This window comes from Rhizobium sp. B21/90 (genome assembly GCF_019355815.1).
GTDB lineage: Bacteria > Pseudomonadota > Alphaproteobacteria > Rhizobiales > Rhizobiaceae > Rhizobium > Rhizobium rhododendri.
In genome coordinates, this window is sequence record NZ_CP072163.1 from 1,298,117 (window position 1) to 1,322,330 (window position 24,214).

Annotated in this window: 21 protein-coding genes; 5 read left to right on the forward strand and 16 right to left on the reverse strand. The window is 61.9% G+C overall.

Translation table 11 applies throughout. The features are described 5' to 3' along the window. Positions 1 to 2 precede the first annotated feature (2 nt). The 7 genes from J5278_RS24060 to J5278_RS24090 form a co-directional block, all read right to left on the reverse strand. Positions 3 to 1,664 (reverse strand): ABC transporter ATP-binding protein, encoded by a 1,662-nt coding sequence (locus J5278_RS24060; protein WP_219258633.1) that lies wholly within the window; start codon positions 1,662 to 1,664, stop codon positions 3 to 5. Beyond that, positions 1,664 to 2,506 carry an ABC transporter permease gene (locus J5278_RS24065; RefSeq protein WP_219258634.1) on the reverse strand — a complete coding sequence of 281 codons (843 nt, stop codon included), beginning with the start codon at positions 2,504 to 2,506 and terminating at the stop codon, positions 1,664 to 1,666. Before J5278_RS24065 ends, J5278_RS24060 begins: the two co-directional genes overlap by 1 nt. A 2-nt stretch (positions 2,507 to 2,508) precedes the next feature. Continuing rightward, positions 2,509 to 3,459, reverse strand: coding sequence for an ABC transporter permease (locus J5278_RS24070; RefSeq protein ID WP_219258636.1), 951 nt, complete (start codon positions 3,457 to 3,459; stop codon positions 2,509 to 2,511). Positions 3,460 to 3,551: 92 nt separating this feature from the next. Continuing rightward, entirely contained in the window at positions 3,552 to 5,165 is a 1,614-nt protein-coding gene (locus tag J5278_RS24075) for an ABC transporter substrate-binding protein (protein WP_219258644.1), read from the reverse strand. A gap of 63 nt (positions 5,166 to 5,228) precedes the next feature. Then, positions 5,229 to 5,945, reverse strand: a complete 717-nt coding sequence (locus tag J5278_RS24080) for an HAD-IA family hydrolase (protein ID WP_219258646.1) — start codon at positions 5,943 to 5,945, stop codon at positions 5,229 to 5,231. A gap of 268 nt (positions 5,946 to 6,213) precedes the next feature. After that, positions 6,214 to 7,587 (reverse strand): aspartate aminotransferase family protein, encoded by a 1,374-nt coding sequence (locus J5278_RS24085; RefSeq protein ID WP_219258649.1) that lies wholly within the window; start codon positions 7,585 to 7,587, stop codon positions 6,214 to 6,216. 14 nt (positions 7,588 to 7,601) lie between these two features. After that, positions 7,602 to 8,438 (reverse strand): GNAT family N-acetyltransferase, encoded by an 837-nt coding sequence (locus tag J5278_RS24090; protein ID WP_374109211.1) that lies wholly within the window; start codon positions 8,436 to 8,438, stop codon positions 7,602 to 7,604. Positions 8,439 to 8,814: 376 nt separating this feature from the next. Between J5278_RS24090 and J5278_RS24095 the strand changes: the two genes are divergently transcribed. After that, a complete protein-coding gene (locus J5278_RS24095; RefSeq protein ID WP_143123229.1) occupies positions 8,815 to 9,483 on the forward strand; it encodes a haloacid dehalogenase type II in 669 nt (222 codons plus the stop codon). A gap of 11 nt (positions 9,484 to 9,494) precedes the next feature. After that, positions 9,495 to 10,772, forward strand: coding sequence for an FAD-binding oxidoreductase (locus tag J5278_RS24100; RefSeq protein ID WP_219258653.1), 1,278 nt, complete (start codon positions 9,495 to 9,497; stop codon positions 10,770 to 10,772). Positions 10,773 to 10,829: 57 nt separating this feature from the next. Here J5278_RS24100 and J5278_RS24105 read toward each other — a convergent pair whose 3' ends face one another. From J5278_RS24105 to J5278_RS24115, 3 genes are read right to left on the reverse strand one after another with little or no spacing between them, the layout of a single operon-like run. Next, complete coding sequence (locus J5278_RS24105) at positions 10,830 to 12,287, reverse strand: NAD-dependent succinate-semialdehyde dehydrogenase (RefSeq protein WP_219258655.1); 1,458 nt, start codon at positions 12,285 to 12,287, stop codon at positions 10,830 to 10,832. A 17-nt stretch (positions 12,288 to 12,304) separates the two neighbouring features. Then, entirely contained in the window at positions 12,305 to 13,348 is a 1,044-nt protein-coding gene (locus J5278_RS24110) for a tartrate dehydrogenase (protein ID WP_209187910.1), read from the reverse strand. Positions 13,349 to 13,359: 11 nt separating this feature from the next. Further along, complete coding sequence (locus tag J5278_RS24115) at positions 13,360 to 14,823, reverse strand: aldehyde dehydrogenase (protein WP_219258657.1); 1,464 nt, start codon at positions 14,821 to 14,823, stop codon at positions 13,360 to 13,362. Here J5278_RS24115 and J5278_RS24120 point away from each other — a divergent pair. Further along, positions 14,807 to 15,034: a hypothetical protein gene (locus J5278_RS24120; RefSeq protein ID WP_219258659.1), complete on the forward strand. Its 228-nt coding sequence runs from the start codon at positions 14,807 to 14,809 to the stop codon at positions 15,032 to 15,034. The two genes, J5278_RS24115 and J5278_RS24120, sit on opposite strands and share 17 nt — an antisense overlap. On the opposite strand, the gene J5278_RS24125 is transcribed toward J5278_RS24120, so the two are convergent. The 3 genes from J5278_RS24125 to argE all read right to left on the reverse strand — a co-directional run bounded on the left by J5278_RS24125 (position 15,016) and on the right by argE (position 17,507). Beyond that, positions 15,016 to 15,369: a cupin domain-containing protein gene (locus tag J5278_RS24125; RefSeq protein ID WP_111218673.1), complete on the reverse strand. Its 354-nt coding sequence runs from the start codon at positions 15,367 to 15,369 to the stop codon at positions 15,016 to 15,018. The genes J5278_RS24120 and J5278_RS24125 overlap by 19 nt on opposite strands. Before the next feature lie 22 nt (positions 15,370 to 15,391). Next, complete coding sequence (locus tag J5278_RS24130) at positions 15,392 to 16,315, reverse strand: glyoxylate/hydroxypyruvate reductase A (RefSeq protein WP_219258660.1); 924 nt, start codon at positions 16,313 to 16,315, stop codon at positions 15,392 to 15,394. A gap of 67 nt (positions 16,316 to 16,382) precedes the next feature. After that, a complete protein-coding gene (argE, locus tag J5278_RS24135; protein WP_219258661.1) occupies positions 16,383 to 17,507 on the reverse strand; it encodes an acetylornithine deacetylase in 1,125 nt (374 codons plus the stop codon). 248 nt (positions 17,508 to 17,755) lie between these two features. Here argE and J5278_RS24140 point away from each other — a divergent pair, with 248 nt between their 5' ends. Further along, positions 17,756 to 18,631, forward strand: a complete 876-nt coding sequence (locus J5278_RS24140) for a GNAT family N-acetyltransferase (RefSeq protein ID WP_209188018.1) — start codon at positions 17,756 to 17,758, stop codon at positions 18,629 to 18,631. Between the two features lie 32 nt (positions 18,632 to 18,663). Here the strand turns inward: J5278_RS24140 and J5278_RS24145 are convergent, their stop codons facing one another. The 3 genes from J5278_RS24145 to J5278_RS24155 form a co-directional block, all read right to left on the reverse strand. After that, the gene (locus tag J5278_RS24145) at positions 18,664 to 20,091 is read right to left on the reverse strand and encodes an aldehyde dehydrogenase family protein (RefSeq protein WP_209187906.1); all 1,428 of its coding nucleotides are present in this window, start codon (positions 20,089 to 20,091) and stop codon (positions 18,664 to 18,666) included. Positions 20,092 to 20,258: 167 nt separating this feature from the next. Further along, entirely contained in the window at positions 20,259 to 20,897 is a 639-nt protein-coding gene (locus tag J5278_RS24150) for a response regulator transcription factor (RefSeq protein WP_209187905.1), read from the reverse strand. After that, positions 20,894 to 21,922: a sensor histidine kinase gene (locus J5278_RS24155; RefSeq protein ID WP_257623431.1), complete on the reverse strand. Its 1,029-nt coding sequence runs from the start codon at positions 21,920 to 21,922 to the stop codon at positions 20,894 to 20,896. Before J5278_RS24155 ends, J5278_RS24150 begins: the two co-directional genes overlap by 4 nt. A 548-nt stretch (positions 21,923 to 22,470) precedes the next feature. On the opposite strand from J5278_RS24155, the gene J5278_RS24160 reads away from it, so the two are divergent. Continuing rightward, on the forward strand, positions 22,471 to 24,204 hold the full coding sequence (locus J5278_RS24160; protein WP_209187903.1) for an ABC transporter permease subunit: 1,734 nt from the start codon (positions 22,471 to 22,473) through the stop codon (positions 24,202 to 24,204). The last annotated feature ends 10 nt before the right edge of the window (positions 24,205 to 24,214 follow it).

Sequence of the window (24,214 nt, forward strand, 5' to 3'; positions counted from 1 at the left end):
CCTCAGCGCTTTGCAAAGGCCGCAACGAGTTCAGGGTCCCGCTCGAGGCTGTCGAGCCAGGTGGGATCGAGCTTCGGCACCGAGGAATAGAGCAGCCGCGAATAGGGATGTCCGCCGGGATTCCCGAAGTCGGACGGCGCCATCTGTTCGATCTTTTCGCCGGCATACATCACTGCGATCTCGTCGCAGATCGCCTGCACGACCGAGAGATCATGGCTGATGAAGATGTAGGACAGCCCGAGTTCGGTCTGCAGCTCTTTCAGCAGATCGATGATCGCCGCAGCCACGACCGTGTCGAGGGCCGAGGTGATCTCGTCGCAAAGAATGAGTTTGGGCTCGGCCGCAAGCGCTCTTGCCAGATTGATGCGCTGTTTCTGCCCGCCCGACAATTCGGCAGGTCGCCGGTATTTCACGCTGCGCGGCAGATGCACCATGTCGAGCAGCTGATCGATGCGGGCTTGCCGCTGGCCCTTCGCCATGCCGTGATAGAAGGCAAGCGGTCGCTCCAGAATGTCCGAGATCGATTTGGACGGGTTGAGCGCGGTGTCTGCGAACTGGAAGACGATCTGCAGCTTGCGCAATTCGTCGCGACGGCGGCTGGCAGCGTTTGGTGCAAGTTCCTTGCCGTCGAAAATGATATGGCCGGACGCCGGCGACAGGATGCCGGCAATTGCCCGGGCCAGTGTCGACTTTCCGCAGCCGGATTCCCCAACGATGCCGAGGTTCTGGCCGTAGTCGAGTTTCAGGCTGACGGATTTCAGCGCCAGAGCCAGCGGCAATCCATTCGGCTGGATCGGGCCATAGCCGGCCGACAACGCATCCACCTCCAGCAGCGGCTGTCGCGCCGCCTGCTCTACTGGGGCCGGTGGGATCCGCAGGGTCGGCTTGAAGGCTGCCACGAGTTGGCGCGTGTAGGGGTGCTGCGGCGATGCCAGGATTTGCGCCGTTTTGCCGATTTCCTGGATTTCACCTTCCTTCAGAACGACGATGCGATCGGCGATCTGGGCAACGACGGCGAGGTCGTGGGAAACATAGACGCCGGCAAGGCCGCCCTTTTTCATGACCGACTTGAAGGCCCTGAGCACGTCGATCTGGGTCGTGACATCGAGCGCCGTTGTCGGTTCGTCGAAGATCACCAGCTTCGGATTGCCGATCAGCGCCATGGCGGCCGAGAGCCGCTGCAACTGGCCGCCGGAGACCTGGTGCGGGTAGCGCGCGCCGATGGTCTCGGCGTCGGGCAGGGCCAGCGCCTTGAACAGTTCGACCGCCCGCGAACGGGCCTGGTCGATGGACATCAGCTTGTGGATGCGCACGACCTCGATCACCTGATCCATGATCGTCTGCGCCGGATTGAAGGCTGCGGCAGCACTTTGCGGCACGTATGCGACTTGCGTGCCGCGCAGGCTGGCGAGGCGCTTTTCGGGCAGGGCGGCCATGTCGTTGCCGGACAATAGGACCGAACCGCCACTGATGCGACAGCCCGGACGCGTATGGCCCATCATCGTCAGGGCAATGGTGGTCTTGCCCGAGCCGCTTTCGCCGATCAGCGCGACGATCTCGCCCTCGGCGATATTGAAACTCACATCGCGGATGATTGCCACGGTGCGGTTGGCATCGGTCTTTGCCTCGACCTCGAGATTGCGGACTTCGACAAGGTTTGCCATCACATGCTCCGGTCTCTGATTTTATGCGGCAGGTTGTCGATCAGAAGATTGACGCTGATGGTGAGGCTGGCGATGGCGATCGACGGAAAGATCACCGCAGGGGCTGCAAAAGGCAGGCCGCCGATGTTTTCGCGCACAAGCGCGCCCCAGTCGGCGTTCGGCGGCTGAACGCCGAGGCCGAGGAAGGACAGGCCCGAAAGCAGCAGAACAATGAACACGAAGCGCAGGCCGAGATCGGCAAGCACGGGGCCGAGGATGTTCGGCAGGATTTCCGAACCAATCAGGTAGATGGTCTTCTCGCCGCGGGCCCGGGCGACGGTGACATAGTCCATCGTATTGATGTTGACGGCGAGCGCCCGGCTGAAGCGATAGGCGCCTGGCGTGTAGATCACGGCCAGGGTGACGATGAGCACCGGTATTGAGGAGCCGACAGCGGCAACGACGACGAGCCCGAAGAGCTTGCTCGGAATGGAGCTCAAGGCGTCAAGAAAACGGGAGAGGCACGTGTCGAACCATCCTCCGGCAACGGCGGCACTCATGCCGAGCGCAACGCCGGTGAAACAGGCGACAGCCACGGCGGCAAGCGATATGCCCACAGTGTAGCGCGCGCCCATCAGGATACGCGACAGGATGTCTCGGCCGAGATAATCGGTGCCGAGCAGGAATTTTGCCGAGATCGGTCCGAAGTAGTCGTAGTCGACGATATCGCCGATCGAATAGGGGATCAGCAGAGGCGCGAAAATAGCGACCAGTGACCAGGCGAGGATGATGGTCAGCCCGAGGACGCCGACGATGTTGAAGCGGTAGCCGAAACGTGCCGGGGATACGGAGAAATTTGCCATGGTCAGCGCAGCCTCGGGTTGGACATGATGGCGATGATGTCGGCAATCGTGATCAGGATCAGGTAACCGAAACAGAAGATCATCGAACAGGTCTGGATGAGCGGGAGGTCGCGCGTCGCCACCGCATCCACCATCATCTTGGCAATGCCGGGATAGTTGAAGATCGTCTCGACGATGATGACGCCGCCGAGCAGGTAGGACAGCGACAGCGCGACGGCATTGACGATCGGTCCTAGCGCGTTGGGAAGCGCGTGCTTCAACACGATCCGCGTTCGCGAGGCCCCTTTCAGAAGCGCCATTTCGATGTAGGGCGTTCCGAGCGTCTCGATCACCGCTGCCCGCGTCATGCGGACCATCTGCGCCGAGATGACGAAGCTCAGCGTGATCACCGGCATGGCAAAGACCCGCAGAAGCTCGCCGAAGCTGTGGACCTCGTTGGCGAAGGAGAGCGCCGGAAGCCATTTCAGATAGACCGCGAAGACGAGAACGGCTGAGGTCGCGACCATGAATTCTGGCACGGAGATCACCGCGATGGTCACCGTGGTGACGATCCGGTCAAAGATCGAGCCCCGTGCAATCGCCGAGGTTATGCCCAGTGTCAGGGCCAGCGGCACGGAGAACAGGGCAGTGGCAGCCGCCAGTTTCAGCGTGCTGAGGAAGCGCGGACCGATCAGCTTTGCGATGGGCATGTTGTTGGCATAGGAGATGCCGAGATCGCCGGTGACGAAACCGCCGAGCCAGTGAATAAACCGGTAGAAGGCAGGGTCGTCGAGATGCATCGCGGTCCGCAGACCTGCCACGGCTTCCGGTGTCGCTGCCTGACCGAGAAGGATCTGGGCGACATCGCCCGGCAGCATCTCGGTTGCGAAAAACACGGTGAAGGACACGATCAGCAAGGTGACGACAGCCACGAGCAATCGGTTGATCACCAACACGAGGACGTGGAGGTTCATGGGCGCTCCGCAGGGGGACGGTGCTTTCAAAGCACTGTAGCATGGAGGGGGGCCGGAAACACGATTGATCTCCGGCCGGCTTCATGGCGGTGCTAGGCCTCGAGCCAGACATACTCTGCGAACGCATATCCCATCATGCCGCCGAGCGGATTGGATTCCAGCCCCTTGAGCTTGGAGGAAATGGCGTCGACATTCGAGATGAAGGCGGGAATGGCGGTGCCGGCCTCTTCCGCGATCATCACCTGCATCGCATTGTATATTTCCTTGCGCTTGGCCTGATCCAGCATGCCGCGTGCTTCGATCATCATCGTGTCGAACTTGGGCGACTTGTACTGGCTCTCGTTCCAAGGGGCGTCGGAGGAATAGAGGAGCGAGAACAGGATATCCGGCGTCGGGCGTGGATTGATGTTGCCGAAATGAATCGGCGCCTTCAGCCAGTAGTTCGACCAATAGCCGTCGGAGGGGACGCGCTGCACGTCGAGCTTCATGCCGATCTCGGCGCCAGCGGCCTGGGCGACCATGGCCATGTCGATCGACGAGGTGGCCGCATCCGAGGCCACGACGGGGATCGATTGTCCCAGCACGCCGGCCTTCTGGAAGTGGAACTTGGCCTTTTCGGGGTCGAAGGCTTTCGGCTTCAGATCGGCATTGTAATAGATGCTGGCCGGGGAAATCGGCTGGTCGTTGCCGATCTCGGCCAGGCCGCGCAGCACGGATTTCTGGATCTGCTCCCTGTTGAGCAGGTATTTCATGCCGGTGACGAAGTCGGCCTTGTTGCCCGGGCTCATGTCGAGGCGCATGTTGAGGTTGGTGTAGTTGCCCGATGTCGTCTTGGAGATGGCGACGGAGGGCTGGGTTTCGAGCAGGCGCATGGAGCGCGGATTGATCGAGGCTGCGAGCTGGATGTCGCCGGAAATCAGCGCATTGACGCGGGCGCTATCGTCGGAGATGGCGAAGAACTCGAAGCTGTCGAGGTGCGGGCCGCCCTGCTTCCAGTAGTTCTTGTTCTTGGTCGCAAGGGAGCGCACGCCGGGCTCGAAGACTTCGCAAACAAACGCGCCGGTCCCGTTTGCCTTGGAGAAATCGGTCGTGCCGTCGGCCAGGATCATGAAGTGATGCATGGCGAGAATGGTCGGCAGGTCGGCATTGGGGCTGGCGAGCGTGATCTCTACGGTGAGGTCGTCGACGGCCTTGAAACCGGTCATCTGCTTGGCGATCGAATTGACCTTCGATCCGACGGCCGGGTCGAGGTGGCGCTTCAGCGAGTAGACGACGTCGGCGGCCTTCAGCGTCTTACCGTCGTGGAACGTGACCCCCTTGCGCAATTTGACGGTCCAAACCTTTGCGTCCGAGCTTTCGACGCTCTCGGCAAGTTCCATCTGCGTTACGCCGGCCTTGTCGAGGAATGTCAGCCGGTTGTAGAAGGCGCAGCAACGGACGTAGTCGGTCGACAGCGATGCCTTGGCCGGGTCGAGCGTATCTGCCGTCGAAGCCGACCAGCCGGCTGCCTTCAGCGATCCGCCGGAAACAGGCGTGGCGGCAATCGCGCTATTGGCGCGGCCGAGGATCAGGCTGCCGGCAGTGGCGGCAAGGCCTCCGGCCATCATCATCTTCAGAAGATCGCGGCGGCTTGCACCACGGCGAATGGCGTTCTCGACCATGGCATCGTCGGAAGACGTCCAGTTTAAAAATTTATTGTCAGACATGCGCATTCCCCTTTTATGATTGTGTGAAGGCATTGCCGTGTCCGTCCGGGGCTCGTTGAAGCCTCAGGCGGCGTTCGTCTGTTCCACGGCATCCGCAAGCGCTGCCATGGAGGTAAAGTGGAAATCCGGCTTGGTGAAGGCTACAGGCTCGATCGTTCCGCCATAGCCCTTCTGGGCGTGGCGTCGCTCGATCCAGCAGTTTGCTATGCCAAGCTGCCTGGATATCCCGATGTCGTGATACTGGCTCTGCGCGACATGCAGGATGTCGGCGCGGGAGCCGCCTGCGGACGTTATGGAGGCGAGGACATGCTCGAAAAATGCCGGGTCTGGCTTTTCCGTGCCCGTGTCGTCGGCGGTAAAACCCTTGAAGAACGGATTGCCCAGCGCTTGCGAAAAGCACTCGAACGCCCAGCGTTGGGCATTTGTCATGGCGATGAGCTTGAAGCGCTTGGCGAGGCGGGCCATTGCATCGGCGCTGTCGGGAAATGCCATCCACGTCTTTGCCGAGTCACGCAGCCGCTCACCCAACCGGGCCTCCGCCGGCAGTCCGAGCGCCGGTGCAATGACCATGTAGACACGCACGAGATCATCCGGGAAAAGCCCGACATCCGGCATGTAGCGGGCATTGCGATAGAGGCTGAGCGCCGTTTCGCCATCGACGGACTTGCCGTTCTCGGCGGCAATTTCCTGCAGGCAGCCGATCAGCCCGCCCTCGAAGTCGATCAGCGTGCCGACCACGTCGAAGGTCAGATATTTGAAGCTTTCAAATGTCGTTCCCAAGCCTCTAGTCCTTTCTCGGTGGACCCTTGGTCCTCCTCTGCAGCGTCCTAACAGAACGATATGCTGTGTGCATTTCAGGCGATACGATCCTGTTGAGACTGCCTGATCGCTTTGTTTGCGGCTTTTGACCGCCGGTTGAAGGACAGTGTCTCAGTTAACGGGCACCGAATGCGCTTAAAGACGGAAGTGCCACGGCAGAAAATTCCGAATATTCAGCCACCGCGGTATTTCGGCCCACATGATTCTCGCTCATGGGGAACCGGTGATCTCACGCCATGGCGGCACGGATATCCGGATCTTCCAGCGTCTGGTCCAGCGTTTTGCGCGTACGCTCGACGATGGCATCGATTTCGGCCTCCGTGCAGCAAAGCGGCGGCGCATAGCCGAGAATGCCGTTGCCGAAGGCGCGCACGACCAGCCCGTTGTCCCAGGCGCGGTCGAAGATGCGGCGCGACGGGTCCGACGCTGCCGGCAGCGGGGTCTTGTGCTCCTTGTCGGTGACGAGTTCGAGCGCCGCCAGCATTCCGCGACCGCGGACCTCGCCGACCAGCGGATGGCTGGCAAGGCTGTGCAGGCCCTCCATCAGGCGGGCACCGGCCTTGCGGCCGTTGTCCAGCAACCCGCCCTCATAGAGACGCAAGACTTCGAGGCCGACGGCGGCGCTGACCGGATGGGCGGAATAGGTATAGCCATGTCCGACTGCAGCGCTGCCGGCGCCGTCGGCGATGGTCTGGTAGATCTTGTCGGTCATGAATACGGCGCCCATCGGCACATAGCCTGAGGTCAGGCCCTTGGCGACGGTCATGAAATCCGGAACGATGTCCTCGTCGCTGCAGGCAAACAGCGGTCCGGTGCGGCCGAAGCCGGTGATGACTTCGTCGGCAATGAACAGGATGTCGAGTTCGGTGCAGAGATCGCGCATCGCCTTGATCCAGCCTTTCGGCGGCACGATGACGCCTCCGGAGCCCTGTATAGGCTCAACATAGAATGCAGCGACGCGGTCCGCGCCGAGGGCCTCGACCTTGGCACGCAGCGCAGCAGTCGACGCGGCAATGATCGCCGCATCGTCGCTGCCGACCGGGTTGCGATAGGCGTAATGCGACGGGATTTTATGCTGCCAGTCGAACGGGATGCCGAAGCCTGCATGAAACACCGGCAGGGCCGTCAGCCCGGCGCCGACCGTCGATGATCCGTGGTAGCCCTGTTCGACGGAGATGAACTGGTCTTTCGCGGGCGTGCCCTTGGCATGGTAATAATAGCGGATGAAACGCACCGTGCTGTCGATGGCATCGGATCCGCCGAGCGTGAAGTAGACATGGTTGAGATCGCCGGGCGTCCGATCGGCAAGTTCGGCAGCAAGACGGATGGCGGGTTCTGAACCGAGGCTGAAATAGCCGGTGGCGTAGGGCAGCTCGCGCATCTGCTGCGCGGCGGCCTCGACGATGGTTTCCTGGCCGTAGCCGGCATTGACGCACCACAGGCCGGCGAAACCATCGATAAGCTGATGGCCCGAGGCATCCGTAACCGTCGCACCCTTGCCGGATTTCAGAACCCGCACGCCGATTTTCTCGTGGGTCCTGTAGGACGCGACCGGATGGACGAGATGGGCGCGGTCGAGTTCGATGAGAGAGTTGCTCAGCATGGTCGTCTCCTGATTTAGCCAAGCGCCTGGCTTGCAAGGGCAAAGGTTTGAAACGCGGATGTCCCGGTGGAAGGCTTGGCGCTGCGCCGCATTGCGATGCCGCCGCCGACATTGGCAAGGCCCTGCGCCTCCAGCCACGATGCCAGACCGCAGGCCTTTGTTGTGTCGACCCGGACGAATTGCCCGTGGCGGGCTTCGATGAGACCGGCGATCAGGGTCTTGGCCTCGTCAGCATGTCCGGCCACCACGGGACCGATGACCTCGCCGCGACCGAACGCGCGCAGGGCGGCAAAGGCGGTGATCTTGCCGGCGGGGCGCAAGACGGCGATCCGGCCGGCCTGGTGCAGCGCCTTTATAAGGTCGAAGCGTTCGAGGCCGGAGGCCGACTGGTCCAGCGCTGCGCAATCGGCAAGGTCTTCGACACTTGCCCAGTCGAGGCTGGCTTCCCCATTTCCAGCACCCAGGGTGCCCTGATGCTGGAGGATCCGGCCGGTCTCCTTGAAGCCAAGCTTGGTGTAGAGCGGCAGGCCTTCCTTTGTGGCGTTCAGGCGGCACTCGCGATCGCCACATTCGGCGAGCGCCATATCCATCAGCCGCCGTCCGATGCCACGGCCGCGCATCGCCTCGTCAACGATGACCATGTTGATGGTGGCGGCCGCAGTCCCGTAGGGGGTCACGAAGGTGGTGCCGACTACGCGCCCGTTCTCTATGGCCACGAAGCCGACGCTGAGCGAGAGCACCATCGCCCAGTCTTCCAGGCGGTGCGGCCAGCCGGCCTGACGCGAGAGCGTCAGCGCGCCTTCGAGATGGTCGGCAGAAAACTTCACGATGTCGATGTGGCTGGGGTCGATGTGGCTGGGGTCGATCTGGTCTGGCGGCATTCTCTTGTTCCGGATAATCCTGTCCTGTCTTCATTGATAGCGCCGGCGTGCAGGTAGAACCTCCTGACCATGGGGTTGGCGGCAACATGTTTGCATCGTCTTTCCGGAGAGGCGCCGCATCTTATGCCGTGGGTCGAGCCGCGCCGGGCGACAGGGACGACCGGCCGGGACAGGCGGCGCAACTCTCTGCCAAACGGCTATTGAGATACGCAACAATCTGCTTTCAGTCACAGCAATTGCGGTCAACGACATATCCGGGACGCGACTATGATCGGGGCAACAAGGCGCCCGGCCATGGCGCCAATATCCCGTCACCAGCCCAAAACCAGTAAGGAATTTGAGAGCGATGTCCCAGTTTCGGCCCAAATACATCACCTTCGACTGCTACGGAACGCTGACCCATTTCCAGATGGCGGAGGCGGCTGAGAAGATCTATGGCGGCCAACTCGAAGCCGCCGCCATGAAGCAGTTCATCAAGAATTTCGCCGCCTATCGCCTCGACGAGATCCTCGGGGACTGGAAGCCCTACAACGAAGTCATCCACAATGCCGTCGAGCGCACCTGCAAGAGGAACGGCGTCGCCTTCAACGATGCGGATGCGCGCTCAATCTACGAGACAGTGCCGAGCTGGGGACCGCACGCCGACGTTCCGGCTGGCCTTGCCAAGGTTGCCAAGGAAATTCCGCTGGTTATCCTGTCGAACGCCATGAACGAGCAGATCATGTCGAACGTCGAAAAGCTCGGCGCGCCATTCCATGCGGTCTACACCGCTGAGCAGGCCAATGCCTACAAGCCGCGCTTCCAGGCATTCGAATATATGTTCGACATGCTCGGCTGCGGTCCGGAAGATGTTCTGCATTGCTCGTCGTCGTTCCGCTACGATCTGATGTCGGCCCACGATCTCGGCATCAAGAACAAGGTCTGGGTCAACCGTGGCCATGAGCCGGCCAATCCTTATTATGAATATACCGAGATCAAGGACATTTCGGGCCTGCCCGGCGTCGTCGGGCTCTGACGGGGATGGCGATGCAGTTCAAGTCCTACTGGCAAGATACAGCGCCCGCTTTCGCGGCGGCCAGCAAGGGCCCGGTCGAAGGCCATTACGATGTGGCCGTGATCGGCGGCGGTTTCGGTGGCCTGTCGGCAGCCCGGCACCTGGCGAAGGCCGGGGTCAAGGTCGTCGTTCTCGAGGCGGCCCATGTCGGCGCGGGCGCATCGGGTCGCAACGGTGGACACCTCAACAACGGCATTGCCCACGGTTTTGCCTCTGCCCGGAAGGAACTCGGGGCGGAACGGGCGAAGGCGCTCTACCGCGCCTTCGACGCTTCCATCGATACCATTGAGCGCATCGTTACTGAGGAGGGCATCGACTGCAATTTTCGCCGTGCCGGCAAGCTGAAGCTCGCCTCGAAGCCGGAGCATTTCAAATCGATCGCCGCCAATTTCGAGCTCGTCAACCGGGACGTCGATCCCGACACGGCCCTGTTGACGGCGACTGACCTGCGGCACGAGATCGGCTCGAACGCCTTCCACGGCGCCATGCTGTCGAAAAAGAGTGCCATGATGCACATGGGCCGCTACGTCGCGGGGCTTGCCAACGCCGCCGTGCGCCATGGCGCGGTGATCTTCGAGAATGCCGCGGTGACGGACCGCAGTGTGGCAGGCGCCAGGCATACGCTGACCACAGCGCGTGGCAGTGTCACAGCCGATGCAGTCTTTGTGGCAACGGGTGCCTATACCTCCGGTCCCTTCGGCTTTTTCCGGCGCCGCATCGTCTCGGTCGGAAGCTTCCTGCTGGCCACCCGGCCGCTGACCGATGCCGAGGTCGCCGACGTCATGCCGGGCAACCGCACCTGCGTCACCTCGCTCAACATCGGCAACTACTTCCGCCTGTCGCCGGACCAGCGGCTGATCTTCGGCGGCCGTGCCCGGTTTTCGGCATCGTCGGATCAACGCTCAGACGACAAGAGCGGCGCCATCCTGAAGGCGAGCCTGCGCCAGATCTTTCCGCAGCTGGGTCAGGTCGAGATCGATTATTGCTGGGGTGGCCTCGTCGACATGACTAAGGATCGCTTCCCGCGCGCCGGCTTTGCCGACGGTGTCTGGTATGCCATGGGCTATTCCGGCCACGGAGCGCAGATGGCAAGCCACATGGGGATCGTCATCGCCGACGCGATCATGGGCAAAGCCGACCGTAACCCAGTCTCCGGTCTTGAATGGCCCGCTATCGCCGGCCATTTCGGCAAGCCATGGTTCCTGCCGATGGTCGGGCTCTACTACAAGACGCTCGACCGGTTCCAGTAAACCAAAGATCTCACGAACAGGGACGGAGAGTGAACTCCGCCCCTGTTCGCGTTCGTGTCAGCCAAGTCCACCGATGTGGAAGCTCTTCATTTCGAGATATTCCTCGATCCCGCATTGTCCGCCCTCGCGGCCGATGCCGGATTGCTTGACGCCGCCGAAGGGCGCGACCTCCATCGAGACGGAGCCGGTGTTGAGGCCAACCATCCCGAATTCGAGCGCCTCCGCCACCCGCCATGAGCGTCGCAGGCTCTCGGTGTAGAAATAGGACGCCAGGCCGAACGGGGTGGCGTTGGCGATTTCGATGGCTTCCTCTTCGGTCTCGAACCGGAACAGAGGAGCGACTGGACCGAATGTCTCCTCATTGGCCAGCAGCATGTCCGTTGTGGCTCCACCAAGCACGACAGGGACGGCATATTGCTTGCCATCTGGCATCGCAGGTCTCTCGGAAATGATGCGAGCGCCCTTGGCAAGTGCATCCTCGATATGGTGGTCGATCTTGTCGATGGCCGCCTTGTTGATCATCGGTCCGATATCCACGGGTTCGCCGGCCCCGGGGCCGACCTTCATGACGGAGACCCGGGCCGCCAGCTTTTGGGCAAACGTGTCATAGATGCCGGATTGCACGAGAATGCGGTTGGAGCAGACGCAGGTCTGCCCGCCGTTGCGGAACTTGGACGCAAGCGCGCCGTCGATCGCCAGATCGATATCGGCATCGTCAAAGACGATGAACGGCGCGTTGCCGCCGAGTTCCAGGCTGAGGCGCTTGATGCTGTCGGCGGCGCCCCGCATCAAAAGCGAGCCGACGCGGGTCGATCCGGTGAAGGATATCTTGCGCACGATCTCGTTCGCCATCATCTCATTGCCGATTTCGGCCGGCATGCCCGTGACGATATTGATGACACCTGCCGGGATGCCGGCACGCTCGGCCAGCACGCCAAGGGCCAGCGCGGAAAATGGCGTGAATTCAGAAGGCTTGACGACCACGGTGCAGCCGGCCGCAAGCGCTGGAGCGACCTTGCGGGTAATCATGGCGTTCGGGAAATTCCAGGGCGTGATGATGGCGCAGACGCCGACGGCCTCCTTCAGCACGATGATCCGGCGATCTGCCGTGGGCGATGGGACGGTCGTTCCGCCGACGCGGCGGGCTTCCTCGGCAAACCACTTGACGAAGGATGCGCCGTAGCGGATTTCGCCCAGCGCTTCCGCCAGCGGCTTGCCCTGCTCGAGGGTCAGGATCATGGCGAGATCCTGCTCGTTTTCGAGGATCAGGCGGTGCCAGGCTTCCAAGAGCGCTGCCCGTGCCGCATGGGTCTTGGCCTTCCAGGGGGCGAAGGCTGCCCGCGCTGCTGCGATTGCCTCGCGTGTTTCATCGCCGCTGACATCGGGAACGTGCCCGATAATCCCTTGCGTCGCCGGATTGGTGACCGGCACCGACGAACCGGAGGCAGCGTTGCGCCAGATGCCGTCAATGACGCATTGCTGCCGGAAGAGGTTGTTGTCCTTCAGAGTGTCCATTTTGGCGTTCCTTCTCGTCAGCAAAGCGTCGAAAGCACAGCGGCAGTGATCGCGTCGGTTTTGTCGCGGCCCGGCCTTGTGCCGATGCCGCTTGCGGTCGCAGTTTCGATGGCCTTGATGATCCCGGCTGCCGCGGCGGGCTCGCCGAGATGCTCCAGCATCATCGCTGCCGACCAGATGGTGGCAATCGGGTTGGCAATGCCGAGATGGGCGATATCGGGCGCCGATCCATGCACCGGCTCGAACATCGATGGCGCGGTGCGATCGGGATTGATGTTGGCGGAGGCTGCAAAGCCGAGGCCGCCCTGGATGGCGGCGCCGAGATCGGTCAGGATATCGCCGAACAGGTTGGACGCAACGACGACATCGAGACTGTCCGGTGCCATCACCATGCGCGCCGCCATCGCATCGATGTGATAGTTTTTCACCTCGACATCCGGATACTCGGCGGACAGTTGCGCCGTCACTTCGTCCCAGAACACCATCGAGTATTTCTGCGCATTCGACTTGGTGACGGAGGCCAGCATCTTGCGGCGCAGGCGGGCCTGCTCGAAGCCGAAGCGCAGGATGCGCTCCACCCCCTTGCGGGTGAAGATCGACGTCTCGACGGCGACTTCGTCGGGCGTGCCGACATGCACGCGGCCGCCGGCACCGGAATATTCGCCCTCGGTGTTTTCGCGGATGCAGAGGATATCGAAGGCCGTCGACTTCAACGGACCTTCGACGCCCGGTAGAAGACGATGCGGACGGATGTTGGCATATTGCACGAAGGCCTTGCGGATCGGCAGCAGCAGGCCGTGCAGCGATACGGAATCGGGCACCTCCGCCGGCCAGCCGACGGCACCCAGCAGGATGGCATCGTGTTTGCGAAGGGTCTCGATTCCGTCTGCGGGCATCATCGCGCCGGCTTCCTTGTAAAAGGCGCAGGACCAGGGGAAGGTCGTGCCCTTCAGCTTGAAGCCCGCCTGCTTCGAGGCTGCCTCCAGCACCTGCCAGGCGGCGTCGATGACGGGAACGCCGATGCCGTCGCCGGGGATCAGGGCTATGGAATAGGTCTTCATGGATTTTTCCTTTACAGGTCGATCAGGACGCTTTTGGATTTCCGATTGGCGAGGTAAGCGTCGCGGCCGAGATCCTTGCCGATGCCGGAGCTTTTGTAACCGCCTGTCGGAAGGATGTGGTCGCGCGAACGCCCGTAGCGATTCACCCAGATCGTACCGGCCTGCAGCCGCTTCGTCACCCGGATTGTCCGCGACAGGTCGGTCGTGAAAACGCCGGCCGCAAGCCCGTAGGTCGGGTGGTCGGCCAGCGCCAAGGCCTCTTCCTCTTCTACGAATGTCTGGATCGTCAGCACCGGGCCGAAGATTTCCTCGGTCACGGCAGGGGAGGATGGGGTGACGCCTGCGATCAGTGTCGGTGCATAGAAATATCCGTCGCGCTCCAGCATCTGGCCGCCACGCAGGCATTCGGCACCCTCGGCGACCGATGCGCGGACGATGCTGTCGATGCGGCCGATCTGGCGCTCGGAAATGATCGGCGAATATTGCGTCTTTTCGTCCCATGTCGGGCCTGGGGTAATGTCGTCCATGGCTGATGTCAGCGCATCGATCAGCTGAGCCGCCACCGACTGGTGGACGATCAGCCGCGATCCGGCGACGCAGGCCTGCCCGGCATTTGACAGGATGCCCTGCGCCACGGCCTTTGCGGTGCGGGCAATGTCGGCATCGGCAAAGACCAGCTGCGGGCTCTTGCCACCGAGCTCGAGCGTCATCGGTTTGATGCCCGTTTGAGCGATGTTGGCCATGATGGCACGTCCGGCCGCTGTCGAGCCGGTGAAGCTGATCTTGCCGATCTCCGGGTGGCCGGTGATTGCAGTCCCGGTCGTCGCGCCATCGCCGAGCACGATGTTGATAAGGCCAGCGGGCAGGCCGGCGCGCACCGAGAGCTCGGCAAGATAGAGCGTCGAAAACGGCGTGAGTTCGGATGGTTTGAGCACCACGGCATTGCCCGCGGCCAGCGCCGGCCCGAGTTTCCAGACGGCCATCGACAGGGGAAAGTTCCAGGGGGTGATCGCGCCGACCACGCCATAGGGTTCTGACATGATCATGCCGAGGCTGTCCTTGCTCGTCGGCACGAGGTCGCTGCCCTCCTTGTCGGCGAACTCGGCAAAGAAGCGGATCTGTTCGGCACTGATGGCGATATCGCCCCGGATGAGGTGGCCGACGGGGCGCGTCGAGGCGATTGCCTCAATCCTTGCCAATGTTTCCGCCTCGGCCTCGATCAGGTCGGCCCAGCGATGCATCATCCGCGTGCGTTCGCGCGGCCTCACATCCGCCCAGCCGCTTTCCTTCAAGGCGCTTTTTGCGCCCTGAACGGCCTCGTCGACAAGATCAGCCCCGGCTATGGGGCAATCGGCGAACGCGGCGCCGTCGGAGGGGCGGTGCATGGCAATTTCACCCTTTGCCGCGATCATCCGCCCGCCGATGAAATGTCCGTGGGGAAGCTGCACGGAATCGGGATTGAAGCTCAGCGACATGGCATTTCCTCTGGGCGTTGGCAGACCACCGAAACTAGCGGTCATTGTCGCGCAGTTTGCGTCGACTGTGGCCCGGGCGGCGATGGAATCTCCCGTTTACCGGTGCGTTCGCAGCGCATTCTTCGGCGGCTTTAAGCGCGGCGATATCGTGCCGCGCGCACTGGCGAGCGGTGCTGTCCCGCAGGGGAAAATTCAGTTGACGGTGACGTAGATCTTGCGGACGGTCTCGATCGTGCGCCAGATGCCGACGAAGCCGGGCTTCATGACAAAACTGTCGCCGGCGCGATAGGTATAGGTCTCGCCGTCCTTCTCGACGATTTCAACGACGCCGGTGATGAGGTGGCAGAACTCGTAGGTCGTCCCCTTGATCGAATGCGTTTCGCCGGGGGTCGCTTCCCATACGCCAGTCAGCACGCTGTCGTCGCGCGAGGCGTCCTGCGGCCAGGTCTTGAAGGACGGATCGCCGGAGATCAGGCGCTCGGCCGTCGGCTTCGATTCGCGCGGAGCGGTGGTCGGGTTGGTGTCGATAAGCTTGAGAAGAGACATGCGTTTTCTTTCCTTTTTAGTGTCAGTAGCCGCGCTTGCGGTCGACGAGGCCGATCGGGTCCTTCCCGGCCTCGTGACGGTGGATGTTGGCGATGACGGCCTTGGCGGCAGTCTCGGGTTGGGTGACGCTGGCGATATGCGGCGTCAGGATGATTCTCGGGTGTTGCCAGAGGGGATCGCTGGCGGGGAGGGGTTCAGGATCGGTAACGTCGAGCACCGCACCGGAAAGGTGCCCGCTGTCCAGCGCGTCGATCAATGCCTGTTGATCGAGCTGCGGCCCGCGACCCGCATGGATCAGCGATGCCCCAGCCGGCAGCTTCGAAAAGAGGTCCGTATTGAGCAAGCCCCGGGTCTGCGGCGTCAGCGGCAGGAGGCAGATCAGAATATCAGTGCGCGCCAGAAATGTATCGAGCTGGTCTTCGCCATGGAAGCACGCGACGCCTTCGATCTCGCGAGGCGAGCGGCTCCACCCCGCCAGCGAAAAGCCGAATGGCCCGAGGCGCTCCAGTACCGCCTTTCCGAGCAGTCCGAGACCGAGCACACCGACACGCTGGTCCGGCGCCTGACGCACTGGGCGGGATTTCCAGACGCCCTGTTGCTGCTGTGCGAGATAGCCCGGCAGGTCCCGGTGCAAGGCCAGTACGGCGAGCGTCACATATTCCTGCATCATCCGCACGATCCCGTCCTCGACCATCCGCACCAGCTTGACGCTGTCCGGCAGGGCCTGAACGTCAAACTGATCCACCCCGGCGCCGATGGAAAACAGCACTTCGAGATTGGTGTAGCGCTTAAGGTCGTCGGGCGCGGTCCAGGTCAGCAGGTAGCGCACGTCTTCTGGAGCGACCGACTGGGCGTCGGTCACGAATGGCAGACGAGGCAGCTCGCGGGCGAACTCTGCGGCAAATATCCGGGCGCGCGCTGCGTCTGAGTTGAATAAAAAGGCCATTCGATTGTCCCGCTCGTTGGTGTGGGAAGTGTCGATCAACTGCCAAGGCAATCTGTGGAGATCGCTCTCAGGCGCATGATCGCCGCCCGAGGTCTTCGATCATCTTCCGGCATGCGGCGAGCTCGCCCACTTCGATATATTCGTCGGCCTTGTGGGCGCGGCCGATATCGCCCGGCCCGCAGATGATCGCGTCCATGCCGGCGGCCTGGTATAGTCCGGCCTCGGTGCCGTAGCTGACGGCGGCAAGCGGCGGTTGTCCCGTCAACGCTTCCAGGAGGCCTGCCAGAGGGGCGTCGGCTGCAAGCGACAAGGCCGGATATTCGCTGAGCAGGTCCCAGCGGGTGGTGAAGCCTTGCGTTTCCAGGGCGAGCAGGGCGGCCTTTATCGGCTGCAACAGTGTCGAGGGCGAAACGCCCGCTATGGCGCGCGCCTCGACGTCGGCGGTGCAGAAATCCGGGATGATGTTGACAGCCTGGCCACCGCTGACGACGCCGACCTGTAACGAGGAGTAGGGCGGCTCGAAGTTGCCGTCCAAAGGACCATTTGCGAGGCGTCCAGCGGAGGCGACTGCCTCGCCGAGCACTGATGCCATCGCATGGATGGCGTTTGCGCCGAGATCCGGACGCGAGGAATGGCCGGTGCGGCCGCGGATCTCGATGCGGACGGCAGCCTTGCCCTTGTGGGCGCGGATCGCACGCAGGCCGCTGGGTTCGCCGATGATGCAGCCCTGAGGTTTGGCGCAGAGGTCGGGCAGCAACCGAAGCAGATGCGGCACGCCTCGGCAACCGGCCTCTTCGTCATAGGAGAAGGCCAGATGCACGGGCTGCGTCAGGGGCATGGCGGCCAGCGCCGGGAGGGCTGCGAGGGCGCAGGCGAGGAAACCCTTCATGTCGCTGGTGCCACGTCCGTAGAGCCTGTCTCCGTCTGCGCGCAGACGGAAAGGATCGGAGGTCCAACCCTGTTCAACGGCCGCCACCACATCCATGTGCCCGGAGAGAAGGACGCCCGGGACGTCTCTCGGGCCAATCGTCGCAAAGAGATTGGCGCGGTCGCCCTCCGGCCCCATCGCCACCGTCACGTTGGCGCCGCAGCTCTCTGCATGGCGACGGATCCACGCGACGATGTCATGGTTGGCAGTGCCGACCATACAGGGGAAGGCGACCAGCCGTTCAAGAATGTCCTGCTCATGCATCGCGCAACCGTCCCTCGTGTGTCGACCGCAGCATAGGGAGACATTCCGGCACGGGTCTCCCGAAGGTTCGTCCGCTGCAGCGCAAACTGCTGAAAAAGACCGTATTTGAAGCGAAATCTTCGGTGTCGAATGGCGGAAAATCGACAGTTCAAGATGGATGTTATGGGGTGGTGACGATTGTCGTCGCACGCCCGGCTCTCTATCTTGGAGTGCGGGCGACGGAGGGGGAATTGACCACAGAAGAAACGATGCGGCTGGAGTCCTTTGACCTGCAGCTTTGCGACATCGCCGGAACCGATCCCGAAAAGCTGCATGCGTTGTCGCTTGCCGTCGGCTGGCCGCACCGGGTGAAGGATTGGCTGATGCTGCGCGAGATCGGGTCCGGCGTGGTGGCGCAGGACGAGATCGGCCGTGCCATCGGCTCGGCCATGTGGTTTCCGCTGTCGGACGATTTTGTCACGGTCGGCATGGTCATCACCTCGCCGAGGCTGCAGGCGCATGGCCATGGCCGCTGGCTGATGGACCATGTCTTGAGACAAACCGGGTCGCGTCCGCTGCGCCTCAATGCGACACGGGCGGCGCGGCGGCTCTATCTTTCCATGGGCTTCACCGCAGAAAAAACCGTCTATCAGTGCCAGGGAACCGCGGTGCTATCTGGCGAGCCGCCGCTCCCAGAGCAGGCTATTCTGCGCGCTGTGACGCTGGACGATCTGGCGGAAATTGCAGCGCTCGACCGCGCCGCCTATGGCACCGACAGGGCAGCGCTGCTTGGCCGTCTGCTGCATGCTTCCAAGGGCGTGGCGCTGATACGCGGCGGCCGGATCGCCGCATTTTCCCTCGCACGCAATTTCGGCCGGGGCACCGTGATCGGTCCGGTCGTGGCCGTCGATGACGCCGATGCGATCGCCGTGACTGCCCCGCACGTGAAAGCCCATGCCGGCGCCTTCCTGCGCATCGATACGCGCCAGGCGATGGGTGACTTTGCCGAGTTCCTGACGCAATCGGGGATGCCGGTCTTCGATACGGTCACCAGCATGTCGCTTGGCGGTCGCTGGTTGCTGGATCGCCCGGGCGATGAACCCCGTCCAACGATCTACGGACTGGTCAGCCAAGCCCTGGGCTGACCAACTCCGGCGAGGTCTAAAGCCTCTGGTTCTCAAGTGCCGGCATAGCCGACGACACCCTTGATCTCGGTAAACTCGTGGATGCCGAACTTGCCGTACTCACGGCCATTGCCGGATTGCTTGTAGCCGCCGAACGGTGCGGCGCCATCCCAGGCAGAATTATTGATACGCACAATTCCCGCTCGCAGCTTTCGTGACAGGGCGCGTGCCTCGCTTGCGTTCCCCTGGATGTAGGCGGCAAGGCCGTATGGCGTGTCGTTGGCAATGGCGACTGCCTCATCCTCGGTTTCATAGCCGATCATGACCAGCACAGGACCAAAGATCTCCTCCCGCGCAATCGTCATGTCGTTGGCGACCTTCGCAAAGACGGTCGGCTTGATGTAGTAGCCGACGTCCAGGTGATCCGGCCGATCATTGCCGCCGGCAATCAGCTCGGCGCCCTCGTTGATCCCCTTGCGGATGAGGTTCTGGATCTTGTCGAACTGCTGCTGGCTGACCACAGGCCCCATCGTCGTTGACGGGTCCGCCGGCGACCCGACGACGATTTCACCGGCGGCTTTTGCCGCTGCCGCGATGGCATCGTCCATCCGTTCCATCGGCACGAGCAAGCGCGTCGGCGCATTGCAGGACTGGCCGGAATTATCGAAGCATCGGCGCACGCCCATCATCACCGCCGCGCTAAGGTCAGCGCTTCTAAGGACGATGTTCGGTGACTTTCCGCCGAGTTCCTGATGCACGCGCTTGACGGTGGGGGCAGCTGCCGTCGCCACCGATATCCCCGCTCGGGTGGAGCCGGTGAACGATATCATGTCGACATCGGGGTGGTTGGCAAGGATCGTGCCGACTGTCGGGCCATCGCCGTGGATGAGGTTGAAAACACCGGCGGGAACACCTGCCTCGTGCATGATCTCCGCAAACAGGATCGCATTCAGCGGCGCGATCTCCGAGGGCTTCAGCACCATGGTGCAGCCGGTGGCCAGCGCCGGCGCGACCTTGGAGGCAATCTGGTTGATCGGCCAGTTCCAGGGCGTGATCATCGCGACGACGCCGATCGGCTCGTGGATAATGCGCGTGTCGCCTTGCATGTATTCCCAATCGAAGCCTTCGAATGCGCGGATTGTTTCTGCAAAATGGGCAGCCCCAAGGATTGCCTGTGACTGGCGTGCAAGTGCTGTCGGTGCGCCCATCTCCCGCGAGATGACGTCGCCGATCTCGTCGTTGCGACGCTTGAGGACCTCGAGCACTCGCCTGAGCAGGGCAAGCCGCTGCTCTCTCGAAGTTTGCGAGAAGGATGGGAAGGCCTGCCTCGCAGCCGCTATCGCCCTTTCGGCATCGGCTGCATTGCCCATTGCAATCGTCGCGAATGCCTGTTCCGTTGCGGGGTCGGTGACATCGATAGTGGCCTTACCGACGGGGTCCACCCATGCACCGCCGATATAGAATTTGTCCGTATTCTTCATCTCGTGCTCCCGCATCAAGGCGCCCCCGCAACCGGGAATTCCATAGGTCGCAGTTTAAGGCGGGCTGGCGGCAGGTCTTGCCGAAAGCTTGCCCGCTGCGGCCAAATCTGCCGATCGACGCCGCTGTTCAGGCCAATGGTTTCGACAGGGCTTCGATCCGCCAGAGGTCAGCTGCGGAGGTTCAGTTTGTCCCAGATCCTCACGAGGTCGGTCACGGACTTGACGTTCATCTTGCGCATGAGCTGGCCACGTCGCACCTTGACGGTGATTTCGCTGACTCCGAGCTGCCCGGCGATCTGTTTGTTGAGCAAGCCCTTAACGACCAATTCCATGACAGCCTGCTCCGACGTGGTGAGGCTCTGCCAGAGCTCGCGCAGCTTTGCCGATACGATTTCCTCTTTTCGCTGCAGGCGGTGTCTGTCTATGCCCAGCTGGATCGCATCAAGGAGGTCCTGATCGCGAAAGGGTTTCGTCAGGAACTCGATGGCCCCGTTCTTCATCGCCTTGACCGACATGGCGATATCGCCGTGTCCGGTGATGAAAATGACGGGCAGCGTAATTCCCATGGCCGTCATGCGTTGCTGGAATTCAAGGCCGCTTTGCCCGGGCATTCGAACGTCGAGGACAAGACAGCCAGGCGCGTCTGCTATCGGTGCGCTCAGAAATTCGTGTACGGAACCATAGGTCAAGACCGCCAGCCCCACGGATGCAAGCAGATCCTCCAGTGCGGTGCGCACGGATACGTCATCGTCGACCACATAGACGACCGGATCGTCCAAAATATCGAACTGGCCGAGCCCGATCATGATTGATCGTCCTCCTTGGCCGGCAGGCTGAACTGGACGGTGGTGCCCATGCGCGGCGCTGATGTCACCGAGATGCGTCCGCCATGCGCTTCGATGATGGAACGACTTATGGAGAGGCCGATGCCCATGCCGCTTTCCTTGGTCGTCCAGAACGCCTCGAACAGATGATCGATTGTCGATTGCTTCATTCCGATGCCGGAATCGGCAACGATAAAGGTGGCGCCTGTCGCATCGTCATAGGACGAGGAGATGGCCAGCTCCCTTTTGAAGCTCGGGACATCGGTCATCGCTTCGATGGCATTCAGCAGCAAATTGCTGATCACTTGCTGTATCTGGATTTTGTCTGCCATGACCATTGCCATGTCTTGCGCAAGATCGAGCCGCAGTACGACGCTGTTGCGCTCGATCTCGTGACGGGCCATTTCGATTGCTTCCGCTGCGGCCGCGTTGAGGTCGAAGCTTTCCCGATGGGGCACGTCGTTTTTCGCCAGCCCTCTCACCCGCACGATGACGTCGCTGGCGCGCTTGGCATCACCGACAATTCGCTCGGCCGCCTGCCGCGCTCTGTCGAGATTGGGCGGCGAATGGTCCAGCCAGCGGCGGCACGCATCGGCGCTGGTCGTCACTGCGGCGAGCGGCTGGTTGATCTCATGGGCGATCGAAGCCGTCAATTCTCCCAGCCGTGTCAGACGTGCCATCCGGCCGAACTGCTCCTGCGCGTCATAGACTGCGGCCTGGGCAGCGACAGTCTTGAGGCCCAGAAAGGTGGTGATGCCGATGGCGCATGCGCTGATGCCACAGTTGAACAGTCCGGCCTCGAAAGACCCATGCCGGGTCAGGAGCAGGCTAACGACAGTCAGGCAAATGCACAGCACTGCGAGCGCGATAACCCCCCGTGTCGAGAGAAATCCAATGGCGATCAGGATGACTGCAATATAAAAAACCGCAAAGGCGATTTCGAAGTCCGTCACCGTGTCGGCTATAAAGATCGATATCATCAGCAAGACGATGAACGCCGCCCTCAACCGTGGCCTTTTCTGCCGTTTCAAAAATATAGCGTGCATCATTGTCCGGCAGCCATGCCCAATTCTTCGCTCTGTTTTCGCGGCATTTTTCGTCGCTTTAAGCTCAAGCCTTCAGAAAATCTCATGGATGCCAGGCGTGTGAAAAAGCGCGCGCCCTTTCATGCTCAGTAGACGACTTGTGTCCGATCGAACAGCCAGTGGTCAGATCAATTCTGCCGGATATACCATGGTATAGGGTTCCTATGCCTAAGCGTCGCCCCGCTAACCTCAATTCAGATGGCCCGGGCAGGCAAGCTATTCTATGTGTCATCTGTCCCGGTTGGACGCGTCGAAAGCCGTGCACTCGTGCAGCAGACAAGGTTCGAGCCGTTTTCCCCGCAGTATGCGGTCGTCGGACCCGGGGGATGACAGCGATGTGATCTTCCGGGCAAGCATGCCGTCTTTTTGCAACCAACCTCGGATGGTCGCTCGACCGTCTGGCGATCGCAGTGGCTGCAACTGCCGCTTTTGGACGTTCAACGCATTGGCTCTCGAAACAGGAGCGACCCATGAAATTGCAGAAACTTGCGCCGCTCGCCATTCGCCGGTCGTTGATGCCCAGCCATTGGGATGTCATGGCGCTGCTCCTCGTCATTGGTGCCATCGTGCTCTTCGCCTATGGCGCAAGGGTGACGACAGTTCCGCTTTCGGCGCTCGACGTCGCGCCACTCTCGCTCGATCCCGCCAACCTGCCGATCTATGCCCTGCGCACTATTTTGCGGATGCTGCTGGCAATCGTGTTCTCGCTGGCCTTCACCTTCGTCTATGCCGCACTCGCTGCCAAAAGCCGACGGGCAGAGATGGTGCTGATCCCGATCCTCGACATCCTGCAATCGGTTCCGATCCTGGGCTTCCTGACCTTCACCGTGACGTTTTTCCTCAATCTCTTTCCCGGAAGTGTGCTCGGCGCCGAACTTGCCTGCGTGTTTGCGATCTTCACCAGCCAGGCCTGGAACATGACCTTCAGTCTCTATCAGTCCATGCGCAACCAGCCCAAGGATCTGGAAGAGGTTGCACGCGGTTTCCACCTGAGCGGATGGCAGCGCTTCTGGCGTCTCGACGTGCCATTTGCCATGCCGGGGCTCGTCTGGAACACCATGATGTCGATGTCCGGCGGCTGGTTTTTCGTCGTTGCCTCGGAGGCGATCACGGTCGGCAACACCACGATAACCCTGCCCGGAATAGGGTCCTATGTGGCGCTGGCCATCAAGCAGCAGAACATCATGGCGATATTCTATGCCGTCATCGCCATGCTTTGCGTCATCGTGCTCTATGACCAGCTGATGTTCCGGCCGCTGGTAGCTTGGGCCGACAAGTTTCGTTTCGAAACGACGACCTCGGGCGTCGCGCCGACATCCTGGATGCTCGACCTGTTAAGCAAGTCACGCGTCACGCGCATTGCCATGGCTCCCTTTCGCTGGATGTCGCGGCAGGTGTGGAATGTTCGCCTGCCCAACCTGGTGCCGGTTGGCTCGAAGGCGAGGGGCGTTGCACGATCGCGCGCGGTAGACTGGATCTGGATCGCTACCATCGTCGCTGCAGCAGCCTGGGGAGGCTTTCTCAGCCTAGACTATCTGCGCGCCAACATCGGTTGGTCGGATGTGGCGACCGCAGTTCTATATGGTTCGATCACGCTCCTGCGCGTCGTTGTCCTGATGACCATCGCTACTCTCATCTGGGTGCCGATCGGCGTATGGATCGGTCTCCGCCCTAAACTTGCCGAAAAGGTGCAGCCGCTGGCACAGTTTCTGGCAGCTTTCCCCGCCAACATCGCTTTCCCCGTCTTCGTGGTGGTGATCGTCCGGTTCGGGCTCAACGCCAACATCTGGCTGAGCCCGCTGATGATCCTCGGCACGCAGTGGTATATCCTGTTCAACGTCATTGCCGGCGCCAGCGCCTTTCCGAGCGATCTCAAGGAGGCCGCCCGCAGCTTCCACATTTCCGGCTGGCGCTGGTGGATCAAAGTCATCCTGCCCGGTGTCTTCCCCTACTACATCACCGGTGCCATTACGGCCTCCGGCGGGTCCTGGAACGCCAGCATCGTTGCCGAGGTCGCCAGCTGGGGCGATACCCAGCTGACGACCCCCGGCCTCGGTTCCTACATCGCCAATGCCACCGTGAACGGCGATTTCCCGCGTGTCGTCCTCGGCATTGTCGTGATGTGCACCTTTGTCACCCTGTTCAACCGCCTGCTCTGGAGGCCGCTCTACGCCTTCGGCGAACGCCACCTGCGGCTCGGCTGATACACCTCCT

Coding starts and splice junctions, on each gene's coding strand:
- J5278_RS24060 (WP_219258633.1), bottom strand. CDS start 1,664: ATGGCAAACCTTGTCGAAGTCCGCAATCTCGAGGTCGAGGCAAAGACC.
- J5278_RS24065 (WP_219258634.1), bottom strand. CDS start 2,506: ATGGCAAATTTCTCCGTATCCCCGGCACGTTTCGGCTACCGCTTCAAC.
- J5278_RS24070 (WP_219258636.1), bottom strand. CDS start 3,459: ATGAACCTCCACGTCCTCGTGTTGGTGATCAACCGATTGCTCGTGGCT.
- J5278_RS24075 (WP_219258644.1), bottom strand. CDS start 5,165: ATGTCTGACAATAAATTTTTAAACTGGACGTCTTCCGACGATGCCATG.
- J5278_RS24085 (WP_219258649.1), bottom strand. CDS start 7,587: ATGCTGAGCAACTCTCTCATCGAACTCGACCGCGCCCATCTCGTCCAT.
- J5278_RS24095 (WP_143123229.1), top strand. CDS start 8,815: ATGTCCCAGTTTCGGCCCAAATACATCACCTTCGACTGCTACGGAACG.
- J5278_RS24100 (WP_219258653.1), top strand. CDS start 9,495: ATGCAGTTCAAGTCCTACTGGCAAGATACAGCGCCCGCTTTCGCGGCG.
- J5278_RS24105 (WP_219258655.1), bottom strand. CDS start 12,287: ATGGACACTCTGAAGGACAACAACCTCTTCCGGCAGCAATGCGTCATT.
- J5278_RS24110 (WP_209187910.1), bottom strand. CDS start 13,348: ATGAAGACCTATTCCATAGCCCTGATCCCCGGCGACGGCATCGGCGTT.
- J5278_RS24115 (WP_219258657.1), bottom strand. CDS start 14,823: ATGTCGCTGAGCTTCAATCCCGATTCCGTGCAGCTTCCCCACGGACAT.
- J5278_RS24125 (WP_111218673.1), bottom strand. CDS start 15,369: ATGTCTCTTCTCAAGCTTATCGACACCAACCCGACCACCGCTCCGCGC.
- J5278_RS24130 (WP_219258660.1), bottom strand. CDS start 16,315: ATGGCCTTTTTATTCAACTCAGACGCAGCGCGCGCCCGGATATTTGCC.
- argE (WP_219258661.1), bottom strand. CDS start 17,507: ATGCATGAGCAGGACATTCTTGAACGGCTGGTCGCCTTCCCCTGTATG.
- J5278_RS24140 (WP_209188018.1), top strand. CDS start 17,756: ATGCGGCTGGAGTCCTTTGACCTGCAGCTTTGCGACATCGCCGGAACC.
- J5278_RS24145 (WP_209187906.1), bottom strand. CDS start 20,091: ATGAAGAATACGGACAAATTCTATATCGGCGGTGCATGGGTGGACCCC.
- J5278_RS24150 (WP_209187905.1), bottom strand. CDS start 20,897: ATGATCGGGCTCGGCCAGTTCGATATTTTGGACGATCCGGTCGTCTAT.
- J5278_RS24160 (WP_209187903.1), top strand. CDS start 22,471: ATGAAATTGCAGAAACTTGCGCCGCTCGCCATTCGCCGGTCGTTGATG.